Origin of the sequence: Escherichia sp. MOD1-EC5495, assembly GCF_002965965.1 — a bacterium.
Taxonomy (GTDB): Bacteria; Pseudomonadota; Gammaproteobacteria; order Enterobacterales; family Enterobacteriaceae; genus Escherichia; species Escherichia ruysiae.
Map to the genome: position 1 here is coordinate 18,589 of NZ_PTRI01000032.1, position 17,439 is coordinate 36,027.

14 protein-coding genes and 3 pseudogenes are annotated in these 17,439 nt (G+C 50.6%); 7 read left to right on the top strand and 10 right to left on the bottom strand.

Annotated features, from left to right (window positions below; translation table 11 throughout):
• Nucleotides 1-33: 33 nt before the first annotated feature.
• The 3 genes and pseudogenes from lacZ to BEG40_RS19985 all read right to left on the bottom strand — a co-directional run.
• Nucleotides 34-3,108 (bottom strand): beta-galactosidase, encoded by a 3,075-nt coding sequence (lacZ, locus tag BEG40_RS19970; protein WP_105286005.1) that lies wholly within the window; start codon nt 3,106-3,108, stop codon nt 34-36.
• A gap of 122 nt (nt 3,109-3,230) precedes the next feature.
• Entirely contained in the window at nt 3,231-4,313 is a 1,083-nt protein-coding gene (gene lacI / locus BEG40_RS19980; RefSeq protein WP_105286006.1) for a DNA-binding transcriptional repressor LacI, read from the bottom strand.
• 36 nt (nt 4,314-4,349) lie between these two features.
• Nucleotides 4,350-4,451, bottom strand: a pseudogene (locus BEG40_RS19985) (GlxA family transcriptional regulator); the annotation flags it as partial.
• A 62-nt stretch (nt 4,452-4,513) separates the two neighbouring features.
• Between BEG40_RS19985 and BEG40_RS19990 the strand changes: the two are divergent.
• Nucleotides 4,514-5,053, top strand: a complete 540-nt coding sequence (locus BEG40_RS19990) for a DUF2058 domain-containing protein (RefSeq protein WP_001096716.1) — start codon at nt 4,514-4,516, stop codon at nt 5,051-5,053.
• Nucleotides 5,054-5,110: 57 nt separating this feature from the next.
• On the opposite strand, the gene frmA is transcribed toward BEG40_RS19990, so the two are convergent.
• The 5 genes from frmA to BEG40_RS20015 all read right to left on the bottom strand — a co-directional run bounded on the left by frmA (nt 5,111) and on the right by BEG40_RS20015 (nt 9,264).
• The gene (gene frmA / locus BEG40_RS19995) at nt 5,111-6,220 is read right to left on the bottom strand and encodes an S-(hydroxymethyl)glutathione dehydrogenase (RefSeq protein WP_000842099.1); all 1,110 of its coding nucleotides are present in this window, start codon (nt 6,218-6,220) and stop codon (nt 5,111-5,113) included.
• Between the two features lie 34 nt (nt 6,221-6,254).
• On the bottom strand, nt 6,255-6,530 hold the full coding sequence (gene frmR / locus BEG40_RS20000; protein ID WP_001141271.1) for a formaldehyde-responsive transcriptional repressor FrmR: 276 nt from the start codon (nt 6,528-6,530) through the stop codon (nt 6,255-6,257).
• A 203-nt stretch (nt 6,531-6,733) separates the two neighbouring features.
• Nucleotides 6,734-7,507, bottom strand: a complete 774-nt coding sequence (locus BEG40_RS20005; RefSeq protein WP_105286007.1) for a YaiO family outer membrane beta-barrel protein — start codon at nt 7,505-7,507, stop codon at nt 6,734-6,736.
• 1 nt (nt 7,508) lies between these two features.
• The gene (locus tag BEG40_RS20010) at nt 7,509-8,102 is read right to left on the bottom strand and encodes an LbetaH domain-containing protein (RefSeq protein WP_237709596.1); all 594 of its coding nucleotides are present in this window, start codon (nt 8,100-8,102) and stop codon (nt 7,509-7,511) included.
• Nucleotides 8,068-9,264, bottom strand: a complete 1,197-nt coding sequence (locus BEG40_RS20015) for a glycosyltransferase family 2 protein (protein WP_000860452.1) — start codon at nt 9,262-9,264, stop codon at nt 8,068-8,070. The genes BEG40_RS20010 and BEG40_RS20015 overlap by 35 nt, the downstream gene beginning before the upstream one ends.
• A 24-nt stretch (nt 9,265-9,288) precedes the next feature.
• Between BEG40_RS20015 and BEG40_RS22390 the strand changes: the two genes are divergently transcribed.
• Nucleotides 9,289-9,357 (top strand): hypothetical protein, encoded by a 69-nt coding sequence (locus BEG40_RS22390; RefSeq protein WP_420842033.1) that lies wholly within the window; start codon nt 9,289-9,291, stop codon nt 9,355-9,357.
• 177 nt (nt 9,358-9,534) lie between these two features.
• Here the strand turns inward: BEG40_RS22390 and BEG40_RS22395 are convergent.
• Nucleotides 9,535-9,960 (bottom strand): annotated as a pseudogene (locus tag BEG40_RS22395) (PIG-L deacetylase family protein); the annotation flags it as partial.
• A 604-nt stretch (nt 9,961-10,564) separates the two neighbouring features.
• Between BEG40_RS22395 and tauA the strand changes: the two are divergent.
• The 4 genes from tauA to tauD are packed head-to-tail and all read left to right on the top strand — an operon-like array spanning nt 10,565 to nt 13,979.
• A complete protein-coding gene (gene tauA, locus BEG40_RS20025) occupies nt 10,565-11,527 on the top strand; it encodes a taurine ABC transporter substrate-binding protein (protein ID WP_001018421.1) in 963 nt (320 codons plus the stop codon).
• A 12-nt stretch (nt 11,528-11,539) separates the two neighbouring features.
• Nucleotides 11,540-12,307, top strand: coding sequence for a taurine ABC transporter ATP-binding subunit (gene tauB, locus BEG40_RS20030; RefSeq protein ID WP_000939388.1), 768 nt, complete (start codon nt 11,540-11,542; stop codon nt 12,305-12,307).
• Nucleotides 12,304-13,131, top strand: a complete 828-nt coding sequence (gene tauC / locus BEG40_RS20035) for a taurine ABC transporter permease TauC (protein ID WP_105286008.1) — start codon at nt 12,304-12,306, stop codon at nt 13,129-13,131. Before tauB ends, tauC begins: the two co-directional genes overlap by 4 nt.
• Nucleotides 13,128-13,979 (top strand): taurine dioxygenase, encoded by an 852-nt coding sequence (tauD, locus tag BEG40_RS20040; RefSeq protein WP_105286009.1) that lies wholly within the window; start codon nt 13,128-13,130, stop codon nt 13,977-13,979. Before tauC ends, tauD begins: the two co-directional genes overlap by 4 nt.
• Before the next feature lie 140 nt (nt 13,980-14,119).
• Here the strand turns inward: tauD and hemB are convergent, their stop codons facing one another.
• Nucleotides 14,120-15,094 (bottom strand): porphobilinogen synthase, encoded by a 975-nt coding sequence (gene hemB / locus BEG40_RS20045; protein ID WP_001295337.1) that lies wholly within the window; start codon nt 15,092-15,094, stop codon nt 14,120-14,122.
• A gap of 526 nt (nt 15,095-15,620) precedes the next feature.
• On the opposite strand from hemB, the pseudogene BEG40_RS20050 reads away from it, so the two are divergent.
• A pseudogene (locus tag BEG40_RS20050) lies at nt 15,621-17,354 on the top strand (autotransporter YaiT-related protein); the annotation flags it as partial.
• Nucleotides 17,355-17,439 lie beyond the last annotated feature (85 nt).

Genomic DNA, 17,439 nt, shown 5'->3' on the forward strand with positions numbered 1-17,439 from the left:
AAATACGGGCAGACATGGCCTGCCCGGTTATTATTATTTTTGACGCCAGACTAACTGGTAATGGTAGCGACCGGCGCTCAGTTGGTATTCTGCCGAAACGGACGGGCTCCAGGAGTCGTCGCCACCAATCCCCATATGGAAACCGTCGATATTCAGCCAGCTGCCTTCTTCCGCGTGCAGCAGATGGCGATGACTGGTTTCCATCAGTTGTTGTTGGCTGTAGCGGCTGATATTGAACTGGAAGTTGCCGCGCCACTGGTGTGAGCCATAATTCAATTCGCGCGTCCCGCAGCGCAGACCGTTCTCGCTCGGGAAGACGTACGGCGTATACATGTCAGACAACGGCAGATCCCAGCGGTCAAAACAGGCCGCAGTAAGGCGGTCGGGATAGTTTTCTTGCGGCCCCAGCCCCAGCCAGTTAACCCGTTCTGCGACCTGTGCCAGTTGGCAGGTCAGGCCAATCCGCGCCGGATGCGGCGTATCGCTTGCCACTTCAACATCCACACTGATGGCCATTTCACCGAGTCCATCAATCCGGTAGGTTTTCCGGCTGATAAATAAAGTTTTCCCCTGATGCTGCCAGGCGTGGACAGTCGTAATCAGCACCGCGTCGGCAAGCAGATCTGCCGTGCACTGCAACAACACCGCTTCTGCCTGGTAATGTCCCGCTGCCTTCCAGCGTTCTACCCAGGCGTTCGGGTCAATACGCGTTGCTTCACTCACGCCAATGTCGTTATCCAGCGGCGCACGGGTGAACTGGTCGCGCAGCGGCGTCAGAAGTTGTTTTTCATCGCCAATCCACATCTGAGAAAGAAGGCCTGACTGGCGGTTAAATTGCCAACGCTTGTTATCCAGCGCGATACAAAAATCCGTTTCGCTGGTGGTCAGTTGCGGGGCGGAGTGGAGCGCGGAAGGGAGCGTCATACTAAGGTTTTCCGCCAGTCGCCACTGTTGCCAGGCGCTGATGTGTCCGGCTTCTGACCATGCGGTCGCGTTCGGTTGCACTACGCGTACCGTGAGCCAGAGTTGTCCGGCGCTCTCCGGCTGTGGCAGTTCAGGCAATTCAATCAACTGTTTACCTTGCGGGGCGACATTCAGAGGCACTTCGCCACTTGCCAGCGGCTTGCCATCCAGCGCCACCGACCAGTGCAGGGTTTCGTTATCGCTATGACGGAACAGGTATTCGCTGTTCACTTCGATGATTCGCCCGGATAAACGGAACTGGAAAAACTGCTGCTGGTGTTTTGCTTCCGTCAGCGCCGGATGCGGCGTGCGATCGGCAAAGACCAGACCGTTCATGCAGAACTGGCGATCGTTTGGCGTATCGCCAAAATCACCGCCGTAGGCCGACCACGGGTTGCCGTTTTCATCATATTTAATCAGTGACTGATCCACCCAGTCCCAGACGAAGCCACCCTGTAAACGAGGGTACTGACGAAACGCCAGCCAGTATTTGGCAAAGCCGCCGAGGCTGTTACCCATCGCGTGGGCGTATTCGCAGAGGATCAGCGGGCGCAATTCACCTGGCAGCGAAAGCCATTTTTTGATTGACCATTTTGGTACTGCCGGGAAGGGTTGATCTTCATCCACGCGCGCGTACATCGGGCAAATAATATCGGTTGCAGAGGTGTCGGCTCCGCCGCCTTCATACTGCACCGGACGTGATGGATCGACAGATTTAATCCAGCGATACAGCGCGTCGTGATTAGCGCCGTGGCCTGATTCATTCCCCAGCGACCAGATAATTACGCTCGGGTGATTACGATCGCGCCGCACCATCCGCGTTACGCGTTCGCTCATTGCTGGCAGCCACTGCGGATCATCCGTCAGACGATTCATTGGCACCATGCCGTGGGTTTCAATATTAGCTTCATCCACCACATACAGGCCGTAGCGGTCGCACAGTGTGTACCACAGCGGATGGTTCGGATAATGCGAACAGCGCACGGCGTTAAAGTTGTTTTGCTTCATCAGCAGGATATCCTGCACCATCGTCTGCTCATCCATGACCTGACCGTGCAGGGGATGATGCTCGTGACGGTTAACGCCGCGAATCAGCAACGGCTTACCGTTCAGCAGCAGCAGACCATTTTCAATCCGCACCTGGCGGAAGCCGACATCACAGGCTTCCGCTTCAATCAGCTCGCCGTCAGTGGTGTGCAGTTCAACTACCGCACGGTAAAGATTCGGTGTTTCTGCGCTCCACAACGCCGGGTTTTCAACGTTCAGACGTAGCGTGACGCGATCGGCATAACCGCCGCGCTCATCGATAATTTCGCCGCCGAAAGGCGCGGTGGCGCTGGCGGCCTGCGTTTCACCCTGCCACAAAGAAACCGTTATCCGCAGATCGTCGCGCAGTTCGCCACACATCTGAACTTCTGCCTCCAGAACAGCGCGGCTGAAATCGTCATTAAAGTGAGTAGCAACATGGAAATCGCTGATTTGCGTGGTTGGTTTGTGCAGCAACGAGACGTCGCGGAAAATGCCACTCATCCGCCACATATCCTGATCTTCCAGATAACTGCCGTCACTCCAGCGCAACACCATCACCGCGAGGCGGTTTTCTCCGGCGCGTAAAAAGTCACTCAGATCAAATTCAGACGGCAAACGGCTGTCCTGCCCGTAACCGACCCAGCGTCCGTTGCACCACAAATGAAACGCTGAGTTAACCCCATCAAAAATAATCCGCGTCTGGCCTTCCTGTAGCCAGCTTTCATCGACATTAAATGTGAGCGAGTAACATCCAGTCGGATTCTCTGCGGGAACACACGGCGGATTGACCGCAATGGGATAGGTTACGTTGGTGTAGATGGGGGCATCGTAACCGTGCATCTGCCAGTTTGAGGGGACGGGGACTGTATCGGCGTCAGGAAGATCGCACTCCAGCCAGCTTTCCGGCACAGCTTCGGGGGCGGGGAACCAGGCAAATTGCCATTTGCCATTCAGACTGTGCAACTGGCGGGAAGGGCGATTCTCGCGGGCTTCTTCACTATTTCGCCAGCTGGCAAAAGGAGGATGCGCCGCAAGGCGGTTGAGTTGGGTAACGCCAGGGTTTTCCCAGTCACGACGTTGTAATACGACGGACAGTGAATCCGTAATCATGGTCATTGCTGTATCCTGTGTGAAATTGTTATCCGCTCACAATTTCACACAACATACGAGCCGGAAGCATAGAGTGTAAAGCCTGGGGTGCTTAATGAGTGAGCTGACTCACATTAATTGTGTTGCGCTCACTGCCCGGTTTCCAGCCGGGAAATTTGCCGTGCCAGCTGCATTAATGAATCCGCCAACGCGCGGGGAGAGGCAGTTTGCGTATTGGGTGGCAGGGTGGTTTTACGTGTCACCAGTGATACGGGCAATAGCTGATTTCCCTTCACCGCCTGGCCCTGAGAGAGTTGCAGCAAGCGGTCCACGCTGGTTTGCCCCAGCAGGCGAAAATCCTGTTTAATGGTGGTTAACGGTGGGATATAACACGAGCTGTCTTCGGTATCGTCGTATCCCACTACCGAGATATCCGCGCCGACGCGTAGCCCGGACTCGGTAATGGCGCGCATTGCACCCAGCGCCATCTGATCGTTAGCAACCAGCATTGCGGTGGGAGTAATGCCCTCATTCAGCATCTGCATGGTTTGTTGAAAACCGGACATGGCGCTCCAGTCGCCCTCAAGCTCCGCTATTGGCTGTAGTTGATTGCAATCGAGATATTTGTGCCAGCCCGCCAGACGCAGACGCGCCGAGACAGAACTTAATGGACCTGCTAACAGCGCAATTTGCTGGTGACCCAACGCGACCAGATGCTCCACGCCGAGCCGTGCGCCGTCATCATGGGAAAAAATAATGCTGTTAATGGGGGATTTGTCGGAGACATCAAGAAACAAAACTGGCACGTGACCGCAGGCTGCCTCTACGGCGATGGCATCTTGTTCATCCAGGGGATAGTTGATGATCAGGCCGCTGACGCGTTGTGCGAGAAGATTATGAACCGCCGCTTTACAGGCTTCGACGCCACTGCGTTCCACCATTGATACCACTACGCTGGCACCGAGTTGATCGGCGCGGGATTTAATTGCCGCAACGATTTGTGAAGGTGCATGAAGCGCCAGGTTGGAAGTGGCAACGCCAATCAGCAGCGACTGTTTGCCCGCCAGTTGCTGTGCCACGCGGTTGGGAATGTAATTCAGCTCCGCCATTGCCGCTTCCACTTTTTCCCGCGTTTTCGCAGAAACGTGGCTGGCCTGATTTACCACGCGGGAAACGGTCTGATAAGAGACTCCGGCATACTCGGCGACATCGTATAGTGTTACTGGTTTCACATTCACAACCCTGAATTGACTCTCTTCCGGGCGCTATCATGCCATACCACGGAAGGTTTTGCGCCACCCTGCAGGGCTGACACCAAAGTGAAATTTAAAATGCTGACGCCAGGTCACATGAGAGAGAAAGCCCACTTCGATACACTCACTGTATTTACAGGTATACTCGCAAAAATTATTCAGCGGGTTTGGAAATAAAGATGGCAAAACTTACCTTACAAGAGCAGTTGCTCAAAGCAGGATTAGTCACCAGCAAAAAAGCGGCGAAGGTCGAGAGAACGGCGAAAAAATCGCGCGTTCAGGCGCGTGAAGCTCGGGCGGCGGTAGAAGAAAATAAAAAGGCACAGCTTGAGCGTGATAAACAGCTTAGTGAGCAACAAAAACAAGCGGCGTTAGCGAAAGAATATAAAGCTCAGGTGAAGCAGCTTATCGAAATGAACCGTATCACCATTACCAATGGCGATATCGGTTTTAACTTCACCGACGGCAATCTGATTAAGAAAATTTTTGTCGATAAGCTCACGCAAACGCAGTTGATTAATGGCCGTCTGGCGATTGCCCGTTTGGTTACTGACGGCAATAGTGAAGGTGAATACGCCATTATTCCGGCAAGCGTTGCCGACAAAATCGCCCAGCGTGATGCCAGCAGTATTGTGTTGCACAGTGCACTCAGCGCCGAAGAGCAGGATGAAGACGATCCGTATGCCGACTTTAAGGTGCCTGATGATTTGATGTGGTAATTATATGTCCGTCACCATCCGCGAACAGGATGGCGACGGCTTGTTACGTGCGGGATATTAATAACGAATGACGGTGCGAATGGATTTGCCTTCATGCATTAATTCAAAGGCGTCATTAATTTCATCCAGACTCATGGTATGCGTTACAAACGGCTCCAGGTCGATATTACCTTTCATCGCATCTTCAACCATACCCGGCAACTGGGAACGACCTTTCACGCCGCCAAATGCGGAGCCTTTCCATACGCGACCGGTGACCAACTGGAATGGACGGGTTGAGATTTCCTGACCAGCACCAGCCACACCAATGATTATCGACTGACCCCAGCCACGGTGAGCACTTTCCAGCGCCGCGCGCATCACATTGACGTTGCCGATGCACTCAAAGGTATGGTCGATACCCCATTTGTTGATATCCAGAAGGACATCTTTAATCGGTTTGTCGTAGTCATTCGGATTAATGCAGTCGGTGGCACCGAAGCGACGCGCCAGATCGAATTTCTTCGGGTTGGTATCGATAGCGATAATCCGTCCCGCTTTCGCCTGACGTGCGCCCTGAACCACTGCCAGACCAATAGCGCCAAGACCAAACACGGCAACAGAATCACCAGGCTGGACTTTAGCGGTGTTGTGCACTGCGCCAATACCGGTGGTAACGCCACAGCCCAGCAGGCAGACGTGTTCATGGTTTGCTTCTGGATTAATTTTGGCCAGTGAAACTTCCGCGACCACGGTATATTCACTGAAGGTGGAACAGCCCATGTAGTGATACAGCGGTTGCCCATTGTAAGAAAAACGTGTGGTGCCGTCTGGCATCAGGCCTTTGCCCTGGGTTTCGCGAACCGCGACGCAGAGGTTGGTTTTGCCAGAGCGACAGAATTCGCACTCGCCGCATTCTGCGGTGTAAAGCGGGATCACATGGTCGCCAGGTTTAACGCTGGTCACGCCTTCACCGACTTCAACCACAACGCCAGCCCCTTCGTGACCGAGAACGACCGGGAATACACCTTCCGGGTCATCGCCGGAAAGGGTAAATGCGTCGGTATGGCAGACGCCGGTATGAGTGACTTTTATCAGCACTTCACCTTTTTTCGGTGGTGCAACGTCAATTTCAACGATTTCCAGTGGTTTACCGGGTGCAAATGCAACGGCAGCACGTGATTTCATATTTCGCTTTTCCTCAATAGGGTAGTGGTTTCAGCTACTTAAGATAGGCTCGAACCAGTTCAATCGTGTCATCAACGGATTGGCTGACTTCGCGGCTGTAGCAGTCATTTCGGTCAAACGTTTCCCGGATATGGCTTTCAAGCACTTCTGCCATCAGCCCGTTAGCCGCGCCCCGAACGGCAGCGATCTGCTGGAGTATGGCACGGCATTCGGCATCACCCTCCAGTGACCGTTCCAGAGCATCAATCTGCCCCCGAATACGACGAACTCGAGTAAGCACCTTTTTCTTCTCTTCCGGAGTACTGGGCATTTCGCACCTCATCTCATCTGCACGCAACATACTATAGGGGGGTATGCTATGTGTCAATGCATACCCCCCTATAGTATATAACACCGGAGAATAAAATTTATCCGATGAATGTGGGTGATGTCTGGAGGAAACGAAGAGGGAAGGAGAGTGTTTGGGCGCTAATCACGTGGGATTGCCGCCCGGATAGCAGGCGGCGGAAGGAATCAGAATTTCCAGGTCAGATTGGCAGCGAATTGCAGGCCGTTATAATCATCAGTTGGCGTGTCATACCATACTTTACCCGCCGTCAGCCCCAGATTAAGTTGCGCAGTCAACGGTTGAATACGTTGTAAACTGGCGCTCTTCATGCTGCCGTGACGCGTCTCTGGCGACCAGTCGTAGGTATAAGCTCCCGTCCCACGACTAAGCCAAAGTTGAGTATAACCGCCGCCGCGAGGGTCATTCAGACGCACGGAAATCATATTGCTGTAACTGCCGCCCGCATCGCTGGAGTCATAATGGGTATAGCGATAGCTGGTGATCACCGGGCCAGTGTAGAGCGATACGCCGCCTTGCCAGGCATCGACTTCAACATCATCGTAATATTTAGTGTAGCGATAACCGGTCGTGAACAGCGTTTTTGGCAGCAGGGCCAGGTTAATATCCTGACGAAAATCCTGGCGAGCAAAGACCGGCGTATTATCCGCAAAGGCAATCCCCGTGCGGGTTGTCAGCCAGTTATTCCATTTGTACCAGACAGCACCCTGACCGCGTGTAGCATTGAAACGTTCAGTCTCATAATCACGACGCCCCTGGGAAAGATTAAAAAGCAGCGTTGCGTTTTCAACTTTTGCTACCAGTTCAGCATACGCTAAATTACGGTTGCCATGATCGCCAGAATAATCGGTAAAATCGTAGCCTGCGGTAATGGAAGTTAACCCGGCATAAGCGGGCAATGTGCTAAAGATTGCCGCTGCTAATAACGTCCGTTTTATCATTTTAATCTCCTGTACGGATAAGCTCTTGCCGGAGTGAATAATTTCCGGTAGGTAAATTGCGTTCTACAATAACGCGCGGGCCAAGTTGCGTGTTTGGCGAAATAATTCGTCCAGGTAAAATAATTACCTGCACGCCAAGACGTGAACGCTGACCAATATAACAACCTAATTTATCGCAGCCGGTAGCGATAATACCCTCTGGGGTGCGAACCGATACTGGCTGTTCATCCAGTCGATGATTACTGGTACGCACCTGTGCACCCAAATATGCCTGGCTTGCAACAACAGAATCGGCAATAAAACATTGCGGTCCAATCATCGCTTCCGCTTCAATAACTGCATTTTTGATTTCAGTGGCAAAACCAATTTTTACGTCATTGTTGATTACCGTACCGGGGCGAATAAACGCATAATTACCTATCAGGCAGTTTGCACCAATCACTACCGGCCCTTGAATAACCACACCGTGGCAAATACGGGTATTGGCACCGATAACAACTTCACCGGCACTTTCATCAATAATCACCTGGTCAGCAATCTGAATATTTTTCTCTTTAACATTAAGCTTCAGATAGCTTTTCAGTTCCTGCGACAGAAGGTTGGGAATAAGCGGTTGGCGCTTCCACCAGTGCGGAATAACGGGTGGGTTTGTCGCGCTGAGGTTCGCGTCCAGTAAAAAAGGCAATAAGTCCATAAATAATCCAGATGGCATAAGCTAATAATACATACACAACGGAAAGTGGCGCTAAAGGCACCAACAACCAGCAACGATGAAACCAGGCGCTAAAAGCACCAATAACACAAACTACGCCGACCCAGATAAGCGGAAACATAGCCACTATTACGCCATGTGGCCCGGTGGTAATTAATTCATTAAACCAGGTGGTGAGATAAATCCCAACGCCATAGAGCACGACCAACAGCATAGGGAAAATACTGAAGATGCCGAAACGGCTAAATAAAAGCCTTTTATGCAGACGCATACATACCGCATAGCCCACAATCCAACGTCGCCAGCGACGCCACTCCTCGCGCGGGTTGTTGCATTCCTGAGGATATACGATGCAGCGATTCGCCTGACGAATGCGGTAACCATTGGCGACCAACGTCCAGGTGAGGTCGAGATCTTCAACTTTGGTACGATCCGAGAAACCGAATTTACGCAATACATCGGTACGGAACATCCCGCAGGCACCGCTGATAATAAACGGGGCGCCGCCCAAAAGCTGTTGTAGCGTGCGCTTCATAACGATCATCGGCAGTTTCACAGTAGCGCGAATATGTGGCAGCAAACCTGCGCCTTTTAATGCTGTGGAGGGAATGCCGCCTACGGCATCAGCACCACGCTCAATTTCCGCCAACATATAACCCATGCCGTTTTTATCTGGAGGGACGTAAGTATCGGCATCGCTTAAAAAAACCTGGTCACATGTGGCGTAGTTGAGGCCGTTCATTAGAGCGCCGCCTTTGCCGGTATTTTTTTGCGTAACAGCAACAAACCGATCGCCCCATTTGCGTTTCACTTCCGCCATTACCGCTTCGGTATTATCTGTAGAACCGTCGTTAACGCAAATTACCCGACAAAAATAAGGGTTGCGCAGCAGATTTTCCAGCGACTGTGCCAGACAAGGGCCTTCGTTATAGGCAGGAATAATTGCGTCAATACAGCCTTTCTTTTGGCTGGGCTTACGCCTTAACGTACTCAAAAACCATAGCAATATTGCTACGGCCATAAATATAAAGATCCAGGTTTTCATTTAATCTACTCAAAGAATCATTTTATGAATAACAAAGCCTTCACCCAGATCGCTATTGACCTGTTGTCCGCGAAATTGTGCAACAGCACGTAAACGTTCATGACGCATATAATCACGTCGTTCCTGGCTTTTATGTTTTTTTAACGCTGCAAGTTTTACAGTAAAATATTCTTCTTTTACGGATTCAAAAACCTGGGGCATAAATGAAAGCCAGGTGCTTGGAGTTTCATAGCCGAGAATCTGTGGAATAGTACGGCAGGCAACCATTGATGCCTGATAAACTGCCAGATGATCCTGATGGCGGTCAGCATCATGCATGGTATATACCCGTATGATTTCTACATCAGCGGGAATTTGATTTTTAATAATATCTTCCAGGGAGGAAATCATATCATTGAGTTGCAGATGTGTACGGGTGTCTGAAAAATTAAGATGAATAGTTTGCTGACACCCCAACATCTTTAATGCTTCGCGAGATTCTTCATGACGATCGATGATTTCGCTTACACCCGAATCGCCAGCAGTCATGACAACGGCGGTGATATAAAATCCTTTCTGCGCAAGACGAGCAAGCGATGCGCCACAACCTAATTCAATATCGTCAGGATGTGCGCCAATCGCAAGGATACCTTTCCTCTTTTCTGCTGAAGAATGCAACGCAGAATTTAAAACCTTATCCAATTCATGACACTCCATTGTAATTATTATGCTGAAAGCGCGACGAATGCAGAGCGGCAACCCTCTGCAACATACTCAGATGTTAAAAATGACACGCGGTAAAAAAGAATAATCCTGAAAACAGGTCAATTAATGCCCGGAGGGCCGTAAGCGGTATAAGTGTGATTTGTGTGCATCATATGTTAACTATTTGTGTGTTTTGTAAGCGTGATTATATTTTTTACATATTGTATTTAGATGTGATTTAGTTTGTCAATTAATTGCATTTAAAAAATATCTTCTATCAACCATTACTTTTTATATTCGCTTTGTGAATGAATTAGTATGGAAAAGAGATTTTTAAGGTTGCATTATATGAAATTGGAATAATATATCTATTTATTATTGGTTGCCTTGTTGGTGGAGTGGTGAAATAAATTTTTATCGTTTGAATTTTTATTCGCATATAAAAGGAAATGTGGCATTTCTTTGTAGGGAAACGATTGGCAAATGCATAACTCATCTATCTTTTGCCGTTTTTTTGCTAAGAATAAAAACATATTGTCCATAATGATTAATTCTTTTATCAAATTATTTTCTCCGCGAATACTGCTCCTATAACAAGACAGGGGAGCAGACAATCATGGCAATTTCATCGCGTAACACACTTCTTGCCGCACTGGCATTCATCACTTTTCAGGCGCAGGCGGTGAACGTCACCGTGGCGTATCAAACCTCCGCCGAACCGGCGAAAGTGGCTCAGGCCGATAACACCTTCGCCAAAGAGAGCGGAGCGACCGTGGACTGGCGTAAGTTTGACAGCGGGGCCAGTATCGTGCGGGCGCTGGCTTCTGGCGACGTGCAAATCGGTAATCTTGGCTCCAGCCCGTTAGCGGTCGCTGCCAGTCAGCAGGTGCCGATTGAAGTCTTTTTGCTGGCGTCAAAATTGGGTAACTCCGAGGCGCTGGTCGTTAAGAAAAACATCAGCAAACCCGAAGATCTCATTGGTAAGCGCATCGCCGTACCGTTTATCTCCACCACGCACTACAGCCTGCTGGCGGCGCTGAAACACTGGGGCATTAAACCCGGGCAAGTGGAGATTGTGAACCTGCAACCGCCAGCAATTATCGCCGCCTGGCAACGGGGAGATATTGATGGTGCTTATGTGTGGGCGCCGGCGGTAAATGCGCTGGAAAAAGACGGCAAGGTGCTGACAGACTCTGAACAGGTCGGGCAGTGGGGCGCACCGACGCTGGATGTTTGGGTTGTGCGGAAAGATTTTGCTGAGAAACATCCTGAGGTGGTGAAAGCGTTCGCTAAAAGCGCCATCGATGCCCAGCAACCGTACATTGCGAATCCTGACGCGTGGCTGAAACAGCCGGAAAACATTAGCAAACTGGCGCGCTTGAGCGGCGTACCGGAAGGTGACGTACCGGGGCTGGTCAAGGGAAATACCTATCTGACGCCGCAGCAGCAAACGGCAGAACTGACCGGAGCGGTGAACAAAGCGATCATCGACACCGCGCAGTTTTTGAAAGAGCAGGGCAAAGTCCCCGCCGTGGCGAATGATTACAGCCAGTACGTTACCTCGCGCTTCGTGCAATAAAAGGAGGCGCAGATGCTGCAAATTTCTCATCTCTATGCCGATTATGGCGGTAAACCGGCGCTGGAAGATATCAACCTGACGCTGGAAAGCGGCGAACTGTTGGTGGTGCTGGGACCGTCTGGCTGCGGCAAAACCACCTTGCTGAATCTGATTGCTGGTTTTGTGCCTTACCAGTACGGCAGCATTCAACTGGCGGGCAAGCGCATTGAGGGGCCGGGTGCAGAGCGCGGGGTGGTTTTTCAGAATGAAGGGCTGCTGCCGTGGCGTAATGTGCAGGATAACGTGGCGTTCGGCCTGCAACTGGCGGGGATGGAGAAAACGCAACGTCTGGAAATCGCTCACCAGATGCTGAAAAAAGTCGGCCTGGAAGGGGCAGAAAAACGCTACATCTGGCAGCTTTCTGGCGGTCAGCGTCAGCGGGTAGGGATTGCCCGTGCGCTGGCGGCTAATCCCCGGATGTTATTACTCGACGAACCGTTTGGCGCGCTGGACGCCTTCACCCGGGACCAGATGCAAATACTGCTGCTGAAACTCTGGCAGGAGACAGGCAAGCAGGTGTTGTTGATTACCCATGATATAGAAGAAGCGGTGTTTATGGCGACCGAACTGGTTCTGCTTTCACCGGGGCCGGGTCGTGTGCTGGAACGTCTGCCGCTCAACTATGCCCGCCGCTTTGTTGCGGGTGAGTCGAGCCGCAGCATCAAGTCCGATCCACAATTCATCGCCATGCGCGAATATGTTTTAAGCCGCGTATTTGAGCAACGAGAGGCGTTCTCATGAGTGTGCTTCTTAACGAAAAACTGCATTCGCATCGGCTGAAATGGCGCTGGCCGCTCTCGCGTCAGGTGACTTTAAGCATTGGCACGTTAGCGGTTTTACTGACTGTATGGTGGGCAGTAGCTGCGCTGCAACTGATTAGCCCGCTGTTTTTGCCGCCGCCGCAACAGGTACTGGCAAAACTGCTCACCATTGCCGGAACGCAAGGATTTATGGACGCCACGCTGTGGCAGCATCTGGCAGCCAGCCTGACGCGCATTTTGCTGGCGCTACTCGCGGCGGTGTTGATCGGTATTCCGGTTGGGATCGCCATGGGGCTAAGCCCGACGGTGCGCGGCATTCTGGATCCGGTAATTGAACTGTATCGCCCGGTGCCGCCGCTGGCCTATTTGCCGCTGATGGTGATCTGGTTTGGTATTGGTGAAACTTCGAAGATCTTACTGATCTATTTAGCGATTTTTGCACCGGTGGCGATGTCGGCGCTGGCGGGGGTGAAAAGCGCGCAGCAGGTTCGCATTCGTGCCGCCCAGTCGCTGGGTGCCAGCCGTGCGCAGGTGCTGTGGTTTGTTATTTTGCCCGGCGCACTGCCGGAAATTCTCACCGGATTACGTATTGGTCTGGGGGTTGGCTGGTCTACGCTGGTGGCGGCGGAGCTGATTGCCGCGACGCGAGGCTTAGGTTTTATGGTTCAGTCAGCGGGTGAGTTTCTCGCAACTGACGTGGTGCTGGCGGGGATCGCGGTGATTGCGATTATCGCCTTTCTTTTAGAACTGGGTCTGCGCGCGTTACAGCGCCGCCTGACGCCCTGGCATGGAGAAGTACAATGAGTGAACGTCTGAGCATTACCCCGCTGGGGCCGTATATCGGCGCACAAATTTCGGGTGCCGACCTGGCGCGTCCGTTAAGTGATAATCAGTTTGAACAGCTTTACCATGCGGTGTTGCGCCATCAGGTGGTGTTTCTGCGTGAACAAGCCATTTCGCCACAGCAGCAACGCGCGCTGGCCCAGCGTTTTGGCGCGCTGCATATTCATCCTGTTTACCCTCATGCCGAAGGCGTTGATGAGATTATCGTACTTGATACCCATAACGATAATCCGCCGGATAACGACAACTGGCACACCGATGTGACATTTATTGAGACGCCGCCAGCGGGAGCGATTCTGGCAGCGAAAGAGTTGCCATCAACCGGGGGCGATACGCTATGGACCAGTGGTATTGCGGCGTATGAGGCGCTCTCTGTTCCCTTCCGTCAGCTGTTGAGCGGGCTGCGCGCGGAGCATGATTTCCGTAAATCGTTCCCGGAATACAAATACCGCAAAACAGAGGAGGAACATCAACGCTGGCGCGAGGCGGCAGCGAAAAATCCTCCTTTACTACATCCGGTGGTGCGAACGCATCCGGTGAGCGGTAAACAGGCGCTGTTTGTTAATGAAGGATTTACCACGCGAATTGTCGATGTCAGTGAGAAAGAGAGCGAAGCCTTGCTAGGCTTTTTATTTACTCATATCACCAAACCGGAGTTTCAGGTGCGCTGGCGCTGGCAGCCAAATGATATCGCGATTTGGGATAATCGCGTGACCCAGCACTATGCCAATGCCGATTACCTGCCACAGCGGCGGATAATGCATCGGGCGACGATCCTCGGGGATAAACCGTTTTATCGGGCGGGGTGAAACGAGCGCGGACAGTCTCCCCGAGCGGCGATTTAGATGAAACAAGTGTGGACGATCCCCTCGCCTCCTTGGGGAGAGGGTGAGGGGGCGTTCACCGTGCTTTCAACAGGTTAACTCCCCCGTTCTGAGAGGAAACAGAATTAACGCAGAATTTTCTTCTCAGCCAGATCCAGCGCAAAGTAGCTGAAAATCAGATCCGCCCCCGCGCGCTTAATCGAACCTAAGCTTTCGAGCACCACTTTCTCTTCATCTATAGCACCCGCCAGCGCGGCGAACTTAATCATCGCGTACTCACCACTCACCTGATACGCACCAATCGGCAATTCAGTACGTTCACGCAGCTCACGCACGATGTCGAGGTACGCTCCGGCAGGTTTAACCATCAGGCAATCTGCGCCCTGAGCTTCATCCAGCAGCGATTCACGAATCGCCTCGCGACGGTTCATTGGGTTCATCTGATAACTTTTGCGGTCACCTTTTAATGCGCTTCCGGCAGCTTCACGAAACGGACCATAAAAGGAGGAAGCGAACTTGGTCGAATAAGACATGATCGCCGTATCTTTAAAGCCCGCAGCGTCCAGCGCCTGGCGAATCGCCTGCACCTGACCATCCATTGCGGCGGAAGGTGCGATGAAGTCTGCGCCCGCAGCAGCAGCAACCACCGCTTGTTTGCCTAAATTTTCGAGAGTCGCGTCGTTATCGACGCCGTGCTCGCACAGCACGCCGCAGTGACCGTGAGAAGTGTATTCACAGAAACAGGTGTCTGACATAACGATCATTTCAGGCACGGTCTGCTTGCAAATGCGTGACATACGCGCCACCAGACCATCTTCCCGCCAGGCATCGCTGCCGGTTTCATCGGTATGGTGAGAGATGCCGAAAGTCATCACGGAACGAATACCGGCGTTGGCGATGCGTTCAATTTCGCGTGCCAGATGTTTCTCTGGAATGCGCATCACGCCTGGCATGGCTTCAACGGCTTTATAGTCGTCAATTTCTTCTTCAACAAAGATCGGCAACACCAAGTCGTTAAGGCTAAGTGTTGTCTCTTCAAACATAGCGCGCAGCGCAGGAGATTTGCGCAGGCGACGAGGGCGTTGGATTAAGTCTGTCATGGTCTGCCTGATGTTTGTGGAATTGAGGGGCATAGTATACCTGAAGCAGGGTGGGGGTGTTTTACGAAAGTTGTCGCGATGTTGGCAAGAAGAGAATGAAAGACCGGCCTGGACATCTTTTTAATAGAAATAGCAATATTTTTATATTCACTGAAAATATTTTTAATTTTTATTAATTCTCCCTGATTATTGTTTTTAGTCGTTTGGCTATGCTGTCAAAAATAGGATGGTTAAAAGTTCATTGTTTATAAATACATTATTTGTCTAATTTGCTGGTGTAATATTTGTAGAGTATATGATTTTGAAATTAATGCGGTCATTAACAGATTGAAATGACAGGTTTTTATCTATTTTTGTGATCTATGCTTACACGTGATTTATATATGTCCGCATTCGGACTTAGGGGAAAGAATAATTGAACCATTCATCTGTAACGCCGCATAATCGTAAACGCGAAACATAATATGTTTTCTATGCATTGATAATTGATGGATCAACTTATTACGTCCCTGAGGAGGGATGACAAATGCACTCCTGGAAAAAGAAACTTGTAGTATCACAATTAGCATTGGCTTGCACTCTGGCTATCACCTCTCAGGCTAATGCAGCTACTTATAATACTTTTGGTTATGTTGATACCAACAAACCAATTTACAACATTGATACCGATTACCTGACCTACAGTGGTTATGTTTATAACACAGTAGCTAAAGATAGCGGTTACTATGACACCGTTTTCTCAGGTGACACTGTAAATGGTGTAATTTCTACCTATTACCTGAACTATGATGACTATGCAGCAGGTACTGCAAATACTGTGAGTGTTAATAACTCAACTGTTCACGGTATGATCACGTCAAAATATGTTCCTAACTTCGGCGACGCTGCAAAAGCTCACGACTGGATTGACGGTGACACCTTCACTCTGAACATCAGCAATTCAACGATTGATGATGATTATGAAGGTTTTTACTTCACCGACACCTATTTGGATGCTGATGGTAAAACTGTTAAGTCAGACAACTATGAATATTCAGTTGCTGGCATGGGTACCGCAGTAACGCTGGATGTTGAAAGCAACATTAATATCAGCAACAACTCTCATGTTGCAGGTATTACGCTGGAACAGAACGATACCACTAACACTGCGTACAAAACTGGCGCAACTCAGTGGGACAACACCATCACTGTTAATGACTCAACTGTAACTTCTGGTTCTTGGACCGAAGACGAGCAGCAGGATGGTCACTTTGGTAATTCTGCTGAGCCGAGTGATTACTCTGGTGATGGCCGTGTCGGTTACCACAGCAATGATAACGCTTTAGAGTTCATTGATGACAGTTCTTCTGATTACCGCATGGTCAACAATGTTACCTTCAACAACTCTCAGTTGATGGGTGATGTTTATTTCCAGAGTACCTGGAATAATAACTTTGATTACATCGGTCATCCAACTGATACAGATTCCAACGTCTATACCCACGGCGGATGGATTGATGATGATCAGAACGTCGATCATCTGACCCTGACCCTGAACCATACTAAATGGATCGGTGGTGCGTATATTGATTATGCTGGTGATGACATCGTAACTCCGGATCATTTCTATGACGTTGCGGCTAACAGCTTGGATCCAAACGCTACTAACTATGATGGTTGGAACCGTATGGACAGCGCAGCTTCTTTCCAGAGCGGCGTGTTTGATGTTGTTCTGAACGATGGTTCAGAATGGGATGTGGCGAAAGACTCTCGCATTGATACCCTGGCTGTAAACAACTCTCAGGTTGATGTTGCTAACGGTGTTGAGCTGACGTCTGACACTATCGGCCTGAATGACGGTTCTGTTTTGAACATCGGTGAAGGTGGTCAGGTTAATACAGATCACTTGACTGTTAACACCTTCAGTACCGTCACCTTAGCTGATGATATTAGCAGCGATTGGGCACTCGACGCACTGTACGCCAACACCATCACCGTAACTAACGGCGGTGTATTGGATGTGCAGACCAGTAATACTGACGCTGCAAACGTCTTCACCACCGATACTCTGGAACTGACCAGCGGTAACGTGAAAGACAACCATGGTAATGTTTATGCTGGTGTGTTCGATATCAACAGCAACGACTACATCTTGAATGCGGATCTGGTCAACGATCGTACCAACGACACCAGCAAAGCTAACTACGGTTACGGTGTAATCGCAATGAACTCTGACGGTCACCTGACTGTTAATGGTAATGGTGATATCAACAACGTTGATACCGCTGCAACCAACCAGGGTGGTGAAGCCTAGACTGGCCCCCTGAATCTCCAGACAACCAATATCACTTAAATAAGTGATAGTC

What these genes read in the sequence shown, in the direction of transcription:
- lacZ (WP_105286005.1), bottom strand. Translation starts at nt 3,108, where the DNA reads ATGACCATGATTACGGATTCACTGTCCGTCGTATTACAACGTCGTGAC.
- BEG40_RS19990 (WP_001096716.1), top strand. Translation starts at nt 4,514, where the DNA reads ATGGCAAAACTTACCTTACAAGAGCAGTTGCTCAAAGCAGGATTAGTC.
- frmA (WP_000842099.1), bottom strand. Translation starts at nt 6,220, where the DNA reads ATGAAATCACGTGCTGCCGTTGCATTTGCACCCGGTAAACCACTGGAA.
- frmR (WP_001141271.1), bottom strand. Translation starts at nt 6,530, where the DNA reads ATGCCCAGTACTCCGGAAGAGAAGAAAAAGGTGCTTACTCGAGTTCGT.
- BEG40_RS20005 (WP_105286007.1), bottom strand. Translation starts at nt 7,507, where the DNA reads ATGATAAAACGGACGTTATTAGCAGCGGCAATCTTTAGCACATTGCCC.
- BEG40_RS20015 (WP_000860452.1), bottom strand. Translation starts at nt 9,264, where the DNA reads ATGAAAACCTGGATCTTTATATTTATGGCCGTAGCAATATTGCTATGG.
- tauA (WP_001018421.1), top strand. Translation starts at nt 10,565, where the DNA reads ATGGCAATTTCATCGCGTAACACACTTCTTGCCGCACTGGCATTCATC.
- tauB (WP_000939388.1), top strand. Translation starts at nt 11,540, where the DNA reads ATGCTGCAAATTTCTCATCTCTATGCCGATTATGGCGGTAAACCGGCG.
- tauC (WP_105286008.1), top strand. Translation starts at nt 12,304, where the DNA reads ATGAGTGTGCTTCTTAACGAAAAACTGCATTCGCATCGGCTGAAATGG.
- tauD (WP_105286009.1), top strand. Translation starts at nt 13,128, where the DNA reads ATGAGTGAACGTCTGAGCATTACCCCGCTGGGGCCGTATATCGGCGCA.
- hemB (WP_001295337.1), bottom strand. Translation starts at nt 15,094, where the DNA reads ATGACAGACTTAATCCAACGCCCTCGTCGCCTGCGCAAATCTCCTGCG.